The following is a 13459-nucleotide window of genomic DNA, read 5'->3' on the forward strand; positions in this document are numbered from 1 at the left end:
ACCCGGCCACAGGCGCAGGTTCACATGTGGATCGCGCCGTCGCCACAGGCCAGCGCCGCCTCGCGCACCGCCTCCGAAAACGTCGGATGCGCGTGGCAGGTCAGCGCGATATCCTCGGCCGAGGCCCCGAACTCCATGCCGACACAGATCTCATGGATCAGATCGCCCGCCGCCGGGCCGATGATGTGACAGCCAAGGATGCGGTCCGTGTCCTTATCGGCCAGCAGTTTGACAAAGCCGTCGCCCTGAAACACCGCCTTGGCGCGGCCATTGCCCATGAACGAGAACTTGCCGACCTTGTAGCTGACGCCTTCCTCTTTCAACTGGGCCTCGGTCTTGCCGACAGAGGCGACCTCGGGCGTGGTGTAGATCACACCGGGGATCACGCCGTAGTTCACATGGCCATGTTTGCCCGCGATCACCTCGGCGGCGGCCATGCCCTCATCCTCGGCCTTGTGGGCCAGCATCGGGCCGTCGATGGCGTCCCCGATGGCATAGACGCCGGGCACATTGGTGCGCCACTGGGCGTCGGTCTTGATCTGGCCGCGCGGGCTCAGCTCAACTCCCAGCGCGTCCAGTCCCAGCCCGTCGGTGTAGGGCTTGCGGCCTGTTGCCACCAGCACCACATCCGCGTCCACGGTCTGTTCGCTGTCATCCTTGCGCAGCTTGTAGGTCACCTTGGCCTTGGTCTTCAGCGTCTCGACCTTCGACACCGCCGCGCCAAGGGTGAACGCCAGCCCCTGCTTCTTGAGGATCTTCAACAGACCTTTCTGCACGTCGCCGTCCATCCCCGGCGTGATCTGGTCGAGGTATTCGATCACATGCACCTCAGTGCCCAGACGCGCATAGACAGAGCCCAGCTCCAGCCCGATCACACCGGCCCCGATCACCACCATCTTTTTCGGCACCTTCGGCAGGTCCAGCGCCCCGGTCGAGGTCACAACGATCTTTTCGTCGATGGTCACCTCGGCACCGGGCACCGAGGACGGCTCGGACCCGGAGCCGATGATGATGTTCTTGGCCTCGTGGACCTCATCGCCGACCTTGACCTTGCCCGCCTCGGGGATCGAGGCCCAGCCCTTGATCCAGTCGACCTTGTTCTTCTTGAACAGGAATTCGATGCCCTTGGTGTTCTGGTTCACCACATCCTGCTTGTAGCTTTTCATCTGCTCCCAATCGACCGACGGCGATTTGCCCTTCAGGCCCATGGCGGCAAAGTTATGCTCTGCCTCGTGCAGCGAATGGGTCGCATGCAGCAGGGCCTTGGACGGAATGCAGCCGATGTTCAGGCAGGTGCCGCCGAGCGTGTCGCGCCCTTCGACGCAGGCGGTTTTCAGACCCAGTTGCGCCGCGCGGATCGCGGCCACGTAGCCGCCGGGGCCAGAACCGATGACGATGAGATCGTAGTGTGCCAAGGTATGTTCCTTTCGTTGTCAGCGGGGGAGGGGGGCGCTGCCCCCCGTCTGCGCGAGGCAGACCCCCCCCCGGGGCATTTGAACAGAGAAGAAGCCGGGAGGTGGTGCGGGACTGAAAGCTCATATCAGGGCCACCACAAGCATCAAGGCGGTGGCGCCGAAGCCCACCAGCCAGATGATCGACCGCCACGGCGTCCAGCCGAAATAATAGGCCGGGACATAGAGGGTCCGGGCCAGCAGATAGAGGAAGGACAGCCCGGCGGTCATCGCGTTGCCCTGATCCGAAAAGGTGATCACGAAGACCGCGATGGAGAACAGGATCAGCCCTTCGAAATGGTTGTTCAGCGCCCGCAGCAGCCGCGCGGTCTTGGGCGAGAGTTGATCCTCCAGCGACCCGCCCAGCCGGGCGCGGTCGCGCGGGCTCATGGTCTTGCCCGGACCCAGCTCAAGGTTGGCGGGCACCGACATCAGCACAAACTGCACCACCTGCAATAGCGCGGCGAGGGTGAGGGCGGTCAGTTCGGGGGTCATTGCGGACCCCCGTCACGGGTATGATCCGGGACCTCATGGCATGCGGTGTGCGGCATCGGGGCGGTTTTCATACAGGGGCCTTTCCACGGGTCCAGGCCGCGCGGTTTACCGGCGTCAGCAGGCGCGCGCGGGTGGCGGTGAACCAGTCCTGACAGGCTTTCTCGGCCTTGGCGATGGCCGGATCGCTGCGCCATTCGGCCAGCGTCGCGCGCAGCGCAGGCGCGTGATCCGCCAGCCTGCGCTCCTCGACCTCGTTGCGGTTGGCCTTGCGGTGCCAATGGCTGTTCAGATGGTATTTGGTATCGCCCTGTCGGCCCTGACCGTCGCCCCGGTCGTTTTTCATCAGAAAGCAATCCTCAGAGCGCAGGGCATAGTGAAACAGCTGTGCGGTCTTGGAACGGGCGGCGACGTAATGCGGGCGAAAGCGGGCGCTTTTGGGGTTATACAGCGTGCGGTTGTCCAAAAGCGCGCCATCCGGGGTCATCACCACCGGGTCATCGACCTGCGGGTCCAGCGGGTTGTGATCGGTGGCGCGGGCAAAGCTGGCCACCCGGAACAGGCATTTGCTCTTGGTTTCACGCGGCACGGGGGCGGCTTCGGCGCGGGTATTGCGCTCTGTCACCAGATCGCCGGGCGTCCAGTGCGTGACGCCGCTGTCACCAAAGGCGCGCCACGGAAAGGCGACCACATCGGCCTGCTCGGTGCGTGCCATCAGGTCTGCCAAAGAGCCGTTTTGCAAGGCCAGAAATTCATCGCTGTCGATGTGCAGGACATGGGTGGTGCCGCTGTCGCGAGCATGGCGCAGGACAAGGTCCATGCCGCTGTCCTGCGGCGCTTTCGCCTTGGGCACGTCCTGCGTGATGTGGGTGACAAGGCCCTTGTCCGACAGCGCCTCCAGCAGCCTGTCAGAGCCATCGGTGATGTCATTCGTGACCACGATCACCTCATCAAAGCCAAGCGCCCGGTGATGCGCCAGCCATTCGAGGACGAAAATCCCTTCGTTGCGCATGCAAGAAGCAAGGGCGATGCGCCGCGAAGTGGACGTTTTGTCTTGGGCATCGCTCATGGGGGACGGGCGCAATTCGGTGAGGTGGGCAAGGTGCGCAATGACTGCGCACCTGTTCAATACGGCGGTGTAGGCCGGGCTTCAGCCCGGCCTTTGGCGTGGATCACAGATCCATCAGCAACCGGCGCGGGTCTTCCAGCGCTTCCTTGACACGGACAAGGAAGGTCACAGCGCCTTTGCCATCGACGATGCGGTGATCGTAGGACAGCGCCAGATACATCATCGGGCGGATTTTGATCTCACCGTTGATGACCATCGGACGGTCCTGGATCTTGTGCATGCCAAGGATACCCGACTGCGGCGGGTTGAGGATCGGCGAGGACATAAGCGAGCCGTAGACACCACCGTTCGAGATGGTGAAGGTGCCGCCCTGCATTTCCGCCATCGACAGCTTGCCGTCACGGGCGCGCTTGCCCTTTTCGGCAATCGCCTTCTCGATCTCGGCAAAGGACATCTGGTCGGCGTCGCGGATGACCGGAACCACCAGACCCTGTGGCGTGCCCGCCGCGATGCCCATGTGCACGAAATTCTTGTAGACGATGTCGGTGCCGTCGATTTCGGCGTTGACCTCGGGCACTTCTTTCAGCGCGTGGCAGCAGGCCTTGGTGAAGAAGGACATAAAGCCAAGGCGCGCGCCGTGCTTCTTCTCGAAGAGGTCCTTGTATTCCTTCCGCAGGGCCATGGTCTCGGTCATGTCCACCTCGTTGTAGGTGGTCAGGATCGCGGCGGCGTTCTGCGCGTCTTTCAGGCGGCGGGCGATGGTCTGGCGCAGGCGGGTCATCTTGACCCGCTCTTCGCGCGCGGCGTCGTCTGCCGGGACGGGGGCGCGCGGCGCGGCGGCGGCGGGGGCCGCAGCCTTGGGGGCCGCGCTGGCGGCGGCCACGGCGGCGGCGACATCGGGTTTGGTCACGCGGCCATCACGGCCGGTGCCCTGCACCTGCTCACGCTTGACGCCAGCCTCTGCCATGGCCTTTTCGGCGGCGGGGCCGTCCTTGACGTCCTTGCCCGGACCACCGTCACCGGCGGGCGGGGTGGTGTACTGTTCGCCGCCTGCGGCTTCGCTCTTGGCCGCCGGGGCGGCTGCACCTGCGCCCGAGGACAGGACCGCCAGCTTGGCGTCGGCCTGCACGGTGTCGCCTTCCTTGGCGATGATCTCTGTCAGCGTACCGGCGGCGGGCGCGGGCACCTCGACCGACACCTTGTCGGTTTCCAGCTCGCACAGCATCTCGTCCTGCGCGACGGTATCGCCGACCTTCTTGAACCATGTCGAGACGGTCGCCTCTGTCACGGATTCGCCCAGCGTGGGCACCATGACGTCGACACTGGCCGAAGCCTCACCGCCCGAGGCGGCGGGCGCTTCGGCGGACGCCGTCTTGGGGGCCGCAACCGACCCGCTGGCCCCTTCGGAGATATTGGCCAGCAGGGCATCGACGCCCACGGTCTCCCCCTCACCGGCCACGATGTCCGACAGGGTGCCCGCAACGGGCGAGGGCACCTCGACCGTGACCTTGTCGGTCTCCAGCTCACACAGCATTTCGTCCACCGCCACGGCATCGCCGGGCTTCTTGAACCAGGTTGCGACCGTTGCTTCGGTCACCGATTCCCCAAGCGTGGGAACACGCACTTCGGTCATGATCTCAGTTTCCTTCCATCGTCAGCGCTTCGTTCACGAGCGCCTCTTGCTGTGCTTTGTGCTGGCTGGCCAGACCCGTCGCAGGGCTGGCCGATGTGGCGCGACCCACGTAACGCGGGCGCGGGTGTTCGGCCTTGATACGGCCAAGGACCCATTCGATATTGGGCTCGATAAAGGTCCAGGCCCCCTGGTTCTTGGGCTCTTCCTGACACCAGAGCATCTCGGCCTGCTTGAAGCGTTCCAGTTCCTTGACCAGACTGATCGCCGGGAACGGGTAGAACTGTTCGACCCGCAGCAGATAGATGTCGTCGATGCCGCGCGCGTCGCGTTCCTCCAGCAGGTCGTAGTAGACCTTGCCCGAACACATCACCACGCGCTTGATCTTGTCGTCGGCCACCAGCTTGGTGTCGCTCTCGCCCGATTCCGCGCTGTCCCACAACACGCGGTGGAACGACGACCCACCGGTGAAATCCTTGGCCGTCGACACGCACAATTTATGCCGCAGCAACGACTTCGGCGTCATCAGGATCAGCGGCTTGCGGAAGGTCCGGTGCAACTGGCGGCGCATGATGTGGAAATAGTTGGCGGGCGTCGAACAGTTCGCCACGATCCAGTTGTCCTGACCGCAGGCCTGCAAGAACCGCTCCAGCCGCGCCGAGGAGTGTTCCGGCCCCTGACCCTCAAAGCCGTGCGGCAGCAGGCAGACAAGGCCCGACATCCGCAGCCATTTCGATTCCCCCGAAGAGATGAACTGGTCGAACATGATCTGCGCGCCGTTGGCAAAGTCACCGAACTGCGCCTCCCACAGGGTCAGCGCGTTCGGCTCGGCCAGCGAAAAGCCGTATTCAAACCCCAGCACCGCGTATTCCGACAGCGCGCTGTCGATCACCTCAAAGCGGGCCTGCCCTTCGCGGATGTTGTTGAGCGGATAGTACCGCTCTTCGGTCTCCTGGTTGATAAAGGCCGAATGCCGCTGCGAGAACGTCCCGCGCGTGCTGTCCTGCCCGGACAGACGCACCGGATACCCCTCCAGTTGCAGCGACCCAAAGGCCAGCGACTCGGCGGTGGCCCAGTCAAACCCTTCGCCGGTCTCGAACATCTTGGCCCGCGTTTCGATCAGGCGGCCCACGGTGCGGTGGATGGGGAACCCGTCGGGCACCCGCGTCAGCGCAGCACCGATGTCCTTCATCGCCTCTTTGGACAAAGAGGTCTTGCCGCGCTGGTATTTGCCCTCTTTCTGCTTGTCCAGATGCGACCAGCGGCCATCCAGCCAGTCCGCCTTGTTGGGGCGATAGACCTTGCCAGCCTCGAATTCCTCGTTCAGCTGCGCCTGAAACGCGGCCTTCATGTCCTCGATCTCGCCCTCGGGGATCAGCCCGTCCTTGACCAGACGTTCCGTATACAGGGTCAGCGTGGTCTTATGCTTCTTGATCTTGTTGTACATGATCGGGTTGGTGAACATGGGCTCATCGCCCTCGTTGTGACCGAACCGGCGATAGCAGAAAATATCGATCACCACGTCCTTGCCGAACTTCTGGCGGAACTCTGTGGCGACCTTGGCGGCGTGGACCACGGCCTCGGGGTCGTCGCCGTTGACGTGGAAAATCGGCGCCTCGACCACCAGCGCGTTGTCGGTGGGATAGGGCGACGAGCGTGAAAAGTGCGGCGCGGTGGTAAAGCCGATCTGGTTGTTCACAACCACATGCATGGTGCCGCCGGTGCGGTGCCCGCGCAGGCCCGACAGGGCGAAACATTCCGCCACCACACCCTGACCGGCAAAGGCCGCGTCGCCGTGCAGCAGGATCGGCATGACCTGCGTGCGGCTGGCATCGTTGTACTGGTCCTGCTTGGCGCGGACCTTGCCCAGAACCACCGGGTTCACCGCCTCAAGGTGGCTGGGGTTGGCGGTCAGCGACAGGTGCACGGTGTTGCCGTCAAACTCGCGGTCCGACGAGGCCCCAAGGTGGTACTTCACATCGCCCGACCCGTCGACATCCTCGGGCTTGAAACTGCCGCCCTGAAATTCGTTGAAGATTGCCTTGTAGGGCTTGCCCATGACGTTCGCCAGAACGCTCAGCCGCCCGCGGTGCGGCATCCCGATCACGATTTCCTTGATGCCCAGATTGCCGCCGCGCTTGATGATCTGCTCCATCGCGGGGATCAGGCTTTCGCCGCCATCAAGGCCGAACCGCTTGGTGCCCATGTATTTCACATGCAGGAACTTCTCAAAGCCCTCGGCCTCGACCATCTTGTTCAGGATCGCCTTGCGGCCTTCGCGGGTGAACTTGACCTCTTTGCCAAAGCCCTCGATCCGCTCTTTCAGCCAGCTGGCCTGCTCGGGGTCGGAAATGTGCATGTACTGCAAGGCAAAGGTGCCGCAATAGGTGCGGCGGATGATCGACAGGATTTCGCGCAGCGAGGCGATTTGCAGGCCCAGCACGTTGTCGATAAAGATCGGCCGGTCCATGTCCCCTTCGGTAAAGCCATAGCTTTTCGGGTCCAGTTCCGGGTGGTTCGAGGTGTCGCGCAGGCCCAGCGGGTCCAGATCGGCGGCCAGATGGCCCCGGATGCGGAAGGCGCGGATGATCATCAGCGCGCGGATGCTGTCCAGAACGGCGCGCTGGATCGCCTCGTCGCTGACGGTGATCCCTTTGGCCTCGGCCTTGTCCTTGATCTTCTTGGCGGCGCCTTTGGCCTCTGCCGGAACGGCGGGCATCGGCCATTCGCCAGTCAGCGCGCCGGTCAGATCGTCGTTCGGCTGCGGCGGCCAGTCCTTGCGCGCCCAACTGGGGCCCTGCGCCTCTTTCTGCACGTCCAGTTCGGCATCGCCAAGCTGGCTGAAAAACGCCGCCCATGCGTCATCTACCGCATTCGGGTCGGCGGCATAGCGGGCGTACATCTGTTCAAGGTATTCCGCGTTGTGCCCCTGCATGAAACTGGAGGCGTGGAACAGGTCGTTGGGGCTTTGGTCGTTCATGAGGCTGGCCTTTCGAAGAAGGGCATGGGGGGATGGGTTCGCATCAGCGGATCAACGTATCAGCGGACATCGGAAGGGGCGGAGGCTGGTCGCGCCGGCTCGCGGGCGGGTCATTGCGACACCTCCCCGCGAAAGCCCGTGCGCGCCATGCTGCGGTATTTCGGTTCGCCGCCCAGCATGTCCGTCAGCTGCTGCCATTCTGCCGATGATCCGCCATCTTTGCGGATCAGGGCCAAGGTCGCGACCCAGAGGCCGGGACGCGGTTGGCGCCCTTCGGTCGACACGGACGACGCCCAGGCATGGACATCGGTGACATAGGGAAAGGGTTCGATCATCTCGTAATACCAGTCGCTCTGGTCTTCGTCGGCGATAAACATGGCGCAGAATGCGGTCTTGGGCAGTCCGTCCGCATCGCTGTTGTAAACAGCAAGCATTGCGCCATCGTCAAAACCGTAGGCCATGACACCGTCTTTTGCCAGATCCGCGCGCATGTCGGCAGCCCGCGATTCATAGACCGCGCGTTCCATTTCGGCGTCAAACGGTCCGCCCAAAGCAGCCCGAGACGCAACATGAAAGGTGCCGGTGGCGTCCAGCAAGGCGGCCTGTCCGGCGGTATCCAAAGGAGTCCAGCCGATCTGACGGATCAGCGGATCTGCCTCCGCCTGCGGCATGGCGGTGTTGCAGAGCGCCATGAAGGCACCCTGCGGCGTTTCAGGCGCGCCCGCCTCGGGTTGCGTCAGCCACCACGCCACCGCCCCCGCGCCTGCAAGCGCGAGGGCAGCAACAACAATGAGAGGCCCCAGGCGCGCCATTGCGTTAGCCGATGGCCTTCAGCACGGCCTCACCCAGCGTCGCGGGGCTGTCAGCGACCACGATACCAGCCTCTTTCATGGCTTCGATCTTGCTCTCCGCATCGCCCTTGCCGCCGGCGACAATCGCGCCCGCGTGGCCCATGCGACGCCCCGGAGGGGCGGTGCGGCCCGCGATAAAGCCAGCCGTCGGCTTCCAACGGCCCTTCTTCTTTTCATCGGCCAGAAACTGCGCCGCTTCTTCCTCGGCAGAGCCACCGATCTCACCGATCATGATGATCGACTGGGTTTCATCGTCGGCCAGGAACATCTCCAGCACGTCGATATGCTCGGTCCCTTTGATCGGGTCGCCACCGATGCCAACAGCCGTCGACTGGCCCAGACCGATGTCCGCCGTCTGCTTGACCGCCTCATAGGTGAGCGTGCCCGACCGCGACACCACGCCGACAGAGCCACGCTTGTGGATGTGGCCGGGCATGATGCCGATCTTGCAGGCGTCGGGGGTGATGACACCGGGGCAGTTCGGGCCGATCAGACGGCTCTTGCTGCCTTCCAGCGCGCGCTTGACCTTCATCATGTCCAGCACCGGGATGCCCTCGGTGATGCAGATGATCAGCTCCATCTCGGCGTCGATCGCCTCGAGGATCGAGTCGCCCGCAAAGGGCGGCGGCACGTAGATCACAGAGGCGTTCGCCTCGGTCACGGCCTTGGCCTCATGCACCGAGTTGAAGACCGGCAGGTCCAGATGGGTGGTCCCACCTTTGCCGGGCGTCACGCCGCCCACCATCTTGGTGCCATAGGCGATCGCCTGTTCAGAGTGAAAGGTCCCCTGCGAGCCGGTCAGGCCCTGACAGATCACCTTGGTGTTTTCGTCGACGAGGATTGCCATGTTGCGTCGCCTTCTTTCAGGTTTCTTGAGTTGCGTTCAACCAGCCGCGAAATCTGTCGCGATCGGCCGAAAAATATGTGTTTTCGATCCAGTCCATATCGTCAGCGTTTGCCGAGCGTACAGCCTGGGAGACGTCGGGTGAGAGAGAGGGGCGCTGTTTCCCGCGTCCCAGGGCCGCAGAGATCAAGGATCGCAAGCCACGACCGGTTGACTGAAAGCCCGTGTTGATAAGAGACCGGTCAGATCCGGATAGCAGGCCGGGCACCTTCAGTGCCTCGACAAAATCCGCGATCAGACCGGTACCGGAGAGCCATTTCTCCTGAAACAATCTGACGTCGATCAGATCGGGGCCAAGTGCCCTATTCCAAGACTGCAAACTGGACGCAAAAGAGGCCGTGCGAATCCTAAGCACAAAATCCGACAGCGTTTCCTGTGTCGCGTCGCGCAGTTTCTCATGCCCGAACAGACTGACAAGCCACGGCTCGGGGCGGCGGATGTAGACAATGGCCCGAACCCGCACAAAGACACTCCGAAACCAATCCACAAGCGCCGCGATCGGTCGATCGCCAAGCACCCGCGCGGTGAGCAATTCACAGGAGAAAACAAAAATCCGACCGGGCATTTCTGCCGCCTGAGTTTCGATTTTCTCCCTGAAGGCCATCGCAACCCTGTCCTGTGCTGCCCTGTCTCCGGGAGGAGCCCCCAGAACGTCGTGAACAGGGTGCGCGAAGGCATCCTGGTCCGCGAGCGTATAGGCCAACAAGGACAAATGCGGATTGGTGCAGACGACGTCCGGCCGCGGGTCGGTTCTTTGAAAGAACACGCCCTGCCTTTTCAAATCCGGGATCGAATCCGCGAGCCATTTCTGGATCGCGGTCGAGCCGCACTTGTTAAAGCCAATATGGACGATCGCGTCTGCCATGACCCTCAGCCCGTAACTCTTGCGAAAGCGGAACAGCGGGTGAGGCCCGGACGGTTGACCTTGGTGTTTTCTTCTACGAGGATTGCCATATCAGTCGGCTCCTTGGATGAATTTGTTGCTGTTCGCGACGTGCATTTGCACGGCAAGCCGCTCTCCGGAACTCAGGACTGGCAGGCTCTTTGAGCCGAGCAGCCCGTCATCAGGAAATTGGAAAGCGACTTCGACAATTTGGTTCGCGGGCAGGTAGATCAGGCATTGAATTTGGGTGCGGACGTCGCCTTGTTCCGCGGCGATGTTCGCATCGGAATAAGCCAGAATGCGGACGCCGGGGATTGCAGAGTCCCAGAAGTCCGGCATTTGAAAGGAGATGCCTTTGACGCCCTCAAAACGCTTTTGCAAAACATCGAGAGCCTCGGTCTTGCAGGCTTCGTCTTGGTCTCGAACATCGGGGAGGGAAAAAGAATAGCCTGACTTCTCTTGCGCCAACGCATGTGACGCAAGCGCAGTTAGGAAAATTGCTGTAGTCAGACTGTTCATTTTCCGTTCCCCGGGCTCCGCCCGTTCGCAGCTTAAAAGGTCCGCTGGACCTTTCATCGGCTATGCCGAACCGCTGCTTACCCCTTGACCGCTTTGACGATCTTCTCGGCACCGTCGCTGAGGTTGTCAGCCGCAATGACGTTCAGGCCGGAGTTCGAGATGATCTCTTTGCCCTTCTCCACATTGGTGCCTTCCAGACGCACAACCAACGGAACCTGAAGCCCGACCTCCTTGACCGCGGCGATCACGCCCTCGGCGATGACGTCGCAGCGCATGATGCCGCCGAAGATGTTCACGAGAATGCCTTTGACCTGCGGGTCAGAGGTGATGATCTTGAACGCCTCTGTGACCTTTTCCTTGGTCGCGCCACCGCCCACGTCGAGGAAGTTGGCAGGCTCTGCGCCGTACAGCTTGATGATGTCCATCGTCGCCATGGCAAGGCCCGCGCCGTTCACCATGCAGCCGATCTCGCCATCCAGCGCGATGTAGTTCAGGTCATACTTGGAGGCCTCCAGTTCCTTGGGGTCCTCCTCGGAGGTGTCGCGCAATTCGGCGATGTCGGCGTGGCGGTAGATCGCGTTGCCGTCAAAGCTCATCTTGGCGTCGAGGCATTTCAGGTCGCCCCCGTCGGTCACGATCAGCGGGTTGATCTCCAGCATCTCCATGTCTTTTTCGACAAAGAGCTTGTACAGGGTGCCCATCAGCGCGACGCACTGTTTGACCTGCTTGCCTTCCAGCCCAAGGTTGAAAGCGATGCGACGACCGTGGAAGGCCTGATAGCCGGTGGCGGGGTCGACGCTGAACGACAGGATCTTTTCCGGGGTCGACTCGGCGACCTCTTCGATGTCCATGCCACCCTCGGTCGAGGCGACAAAGGACACGCGGCTGGTTTGACGATCAACCAGCAGGGCAAGGTAGAGTTCGGTTTCGATGCCAGAGCCGTCTTCGATGTAGATGCGGTTGACCTGCTTGCCGACGTCGCCGGTCTGCTTGGTCACAAGGGTGCGGCCCAGCATGCGCTTGGCCTCCATCTCGGCTTCTTCAACCGATTTGGCGAGGCGCACACCGCCCTTTTCGCCAGCGTCGGCCTCTTTGAAAGAGCCCTTGCCACGGCCACCGGCGTGGATCTGCGCCTTGACCACCCAGAGCGGGCCGTCCAGTGCGCCAGCTGCGGTTTTTGCCTCTTCGGCTTTCAGGACGACGCGGCCGTCCGAGACAGGCGCCCCGTAGCTGCGAAGTAGGGCCTTGGCCTGGTATTCGTGGATGTTCATGGGTCGACTGTCCCCGTTTTGCTGCGGATTTGCCCTACCTAGGCAGGGTAGGGCGCAGGTTTGAACCGCTAATTTGCCGCATGGGCGGTTTCAGGGGGTGGTTTCCTACATTTGTGATCACACCTCTAAAAGCTGTGATCACAAATTAAGAAACTCTTGTGGGCAAAGTGATTCGGGGTGAGCGCTATCAGTTCAGCCAGACCATGAAGAGCAGCGCATCGCCGCGGAACATTTCCTGAAACAGGCGCAGGTTTGCGTCGTCCACCAATGGTCCGCGTTCCATGTAGTCGATCAGCCCGTGACCCTGCACCCAAGTCACGATGTCGACCGGCACCGGGTCTTGCAGAAGTTTCGCCAAGTTTACCCCGCCTTGACCGCCCAGACGCCAGTGTCCGATCAACTGTTTGCCCAGCAAGATGTCCTCGGCGTCAGTCAGCACCGCCAGCCACCGTTCCTTGGTGTTTGCGGGCATCTCGATCCCCAGCGCCGAAATCTGACCGGCCCCCGGGATCCATTCGCGATCATTGTCAGGCTCTTCCGCGACCAGATCCCAGAACCGCCGGTTTTGGGCGACCATCGCCAGCAGATTGTCCCGCATCGCATGAATGTGGGCCACCTCCGGCGGGCGGTTCACGGCACCGTAGAGCACGGCGATATTGTCGACGGCGTCCTCTTCGCTGAGAAACAGATAGACCTGGTTGACGGCATCGGGGCCGCGCAGCTCCGCCATCCTGTCAATGGTATCGTTCACCTCTGCGATCACCTCGGTCGGATCGAAGGCCAGCACCAGATGCCCGAAGGCCTCCAGAAGATGGGTGTAGGCGGTGAGCCATGCCGCGTCCGCGCTGTCAAAGCGGATGGTGAGGCTGTTCAGCCGTTCGGCGGGCAGGGCGCGACCCAGCGCGGCCCCGGCGGCGCTCATCAGGGGCTCGCCCGCATCCGCGCGCCCGTTCTCATTGATGTCGAACCAGACGCGCGTCAGATCCAGCGTGACGCCAAAGTCGCCGGTGGCCCCGGTCAGCGCGGTTTGCGCCACATCCATGTCGGCAACCACCCCTGCCATTAGGTCCGTGACCAGACCGGGATAAAACGGCGTGGCATTGGGGTTGTCGGGCAGGGGGAGTCGCAGAACTGGAAGCTCCAGATCGCCGAAATTGGCATTGTGCCGATAGCGCAGCTGCAATGTCTTTTCGATCCCGTGCAGAAAACGCACGCCGCCAAGGGCAAAGTCGCGTCCGGGGGTGGGCGGGTCCTGTTCCAGCGCCAGAATGGTGTCAGACAATCCGACGCTTGAAACCAGCGGCGTCAGGTCAATGTCCTGTGCGGCAGCAACGCTTGCGGTCCAGAACACGGCAAATAAACTTGAGCGAAACATAGGAAAAAAGAATGCACGCCCGAAGGCGTGCATT

General features: G+C 62.4%; 11 protein-coding genes. All 11 read right to left on the bottom strand.

Annotated elements, in window-relative coordinates; genetic code table 11:
* Positions 1 to 20: 20 nt before the first annotated feature.
* Positions 21 to 1415 carry a dihydrolipoyl dehydrogenase gene (lpdA, locus tag ACN0S5_RS04660; protein WP_417206409.1) on the bottom strand — a complete coding sequence of 465 codons (1395 nt, stop codon included), beginning with the start codon at positions 1413 to 1415 and terminating at the stop codon, positions 21 to 23.
* Between the two features lie 120 nt (positions 1416 to 1535).
* A complete protein-coding gene (locus tag ACN0S5_RS04665) occupies positions 1536 to 1946 on the bottom strand; it encodes an MAPEG family protein (RefSeq protein ID WP_417206411.1) in 411 nt (136 codons plus the stop codon).
* Positions 1947 to 2013: 67 nt separating this feature from the next.
* Positions 2014 to 2955: a glycosyltransferase family 2 protein gene (locus ACN0S5_RS04670; protein ID WP_417206413.1), complete on the bottom strand. Its 942-nt coding sequence runs from the start codon at positions 2953 to 2955 to the stop codon at positions 2014 to 2016.
* 160 nt (positions 2956 to 3115) lie between these two features.
* A complete protein-coding gene (gene odhB, locus ACN0S5_RS04675) occupies positions 3116 to 4648 on the bottom strand; it encodes a 2-oxoglutarate dehydrogenase complex dihydrolipoyllysine-residue succinyltransferase (RefSeq protein ID WP_417206670.1) in 1533 nt (510 codons plus the stop codon).
* 1 nt (position 4649) lies between these two features.
* The gene (locus ACN0S5_RS04680) at positions 4650 to 7622 is read right to left on the bottom strand and encodes a 2-oxoglutarate dehydrogenase E1 component (protein WP_417206415.1); all 2973 of its coding nucleotides are present in this window, start codon (positions 7620 to 7622) and stop codon (positions 4650 to 4652) included.
* Between the two features lie 110 nt (positions 7623 to 7732).
* Positions 7733 to 8374, bottom strand: a complete 642-nt coding sequence (locus ACN0S5_RS04685; RefSeq protein ID WP_417206417.1) for a hypothetical protein — start codon at positions 8372 to 8374, stop codon at positions 7733 to 7735.
* Positions 8375 to 8438: 64 nt separating this feature from the next.
* Positions 8439 to 9320 carry a succinate--CoA ligase subunit alpha gene (gene sucD, locus ACN0S5_RS04690; RefSeq protein ID WP_417206419.1) on the bottom strand — a complete coding sequence of 294 codons (882 nt, stop codon included), beginning with the start codon at positions 9318 to 9320 and terminating at the stop codon, positions 8439 to 8441.
* Positions 9321 to 9336: 16 nt separating this feature from the next.
* Positions 9337 to 10242, bottom strand: coding sequence for a hypothetical protein (locus ACN0S5_RS04695; protein WP_417206421.1), 906 nt, complete (start codon positions 10240 to 10242; stop codon positions 9337 to 9339).
* Positions 10243 to 10332: 90 nt separating this feature from the next.
* The gene (locus ACN0S5_RS04700; protein WP_417206423.1) at positions 10333 to 10779 is read right to left on the bottom strand and encodes a hypothetical protein; all 447 of its coding nucleotides are present in this window, start codon (positions 10777 to 10779) and stop codon (positions 10333 to 10335) included.
* 77 nt (positions 10780 to 10856) lie between these two features.
* Positions 10857 to 12050 carry an ADP-forming succinate--CoA ligase subunit beta gene (gene sucC, locus ACN0S5_RS04705; protein WP_417206425.1) on the bottom strand — a complete coding sequence of 398 codons (1194 nt, stop codon included), beginning with the start codon at positions 12048 to 12050 and terminating at the stop codon, positions 10857 to 10859.
* A gap of 187 nt (positions 12051 to 12237) precedes the next feature.
* Complete coding sequence (locus tag ACN0S5_RS04710; protein WP_417206427.1) at positions 12238 to 13401, bottom strand: hypothetical protein; 1164 nt, start codon at positions 13399 to 13401, stop codon at positions 12238 to 12240.
* Positions 13402 to 13459: the final 58 nt, after the last annotated feature.

Source organism: Antarctobacter sp. (assembly GCF_048262615.1).
Classification (GTDB): domain Bacteria; phylum Pseudomonadota; class Alphaproteobacteria; order Rhodobacterales; family Rhodobacteraceae; genus Antarctobacter.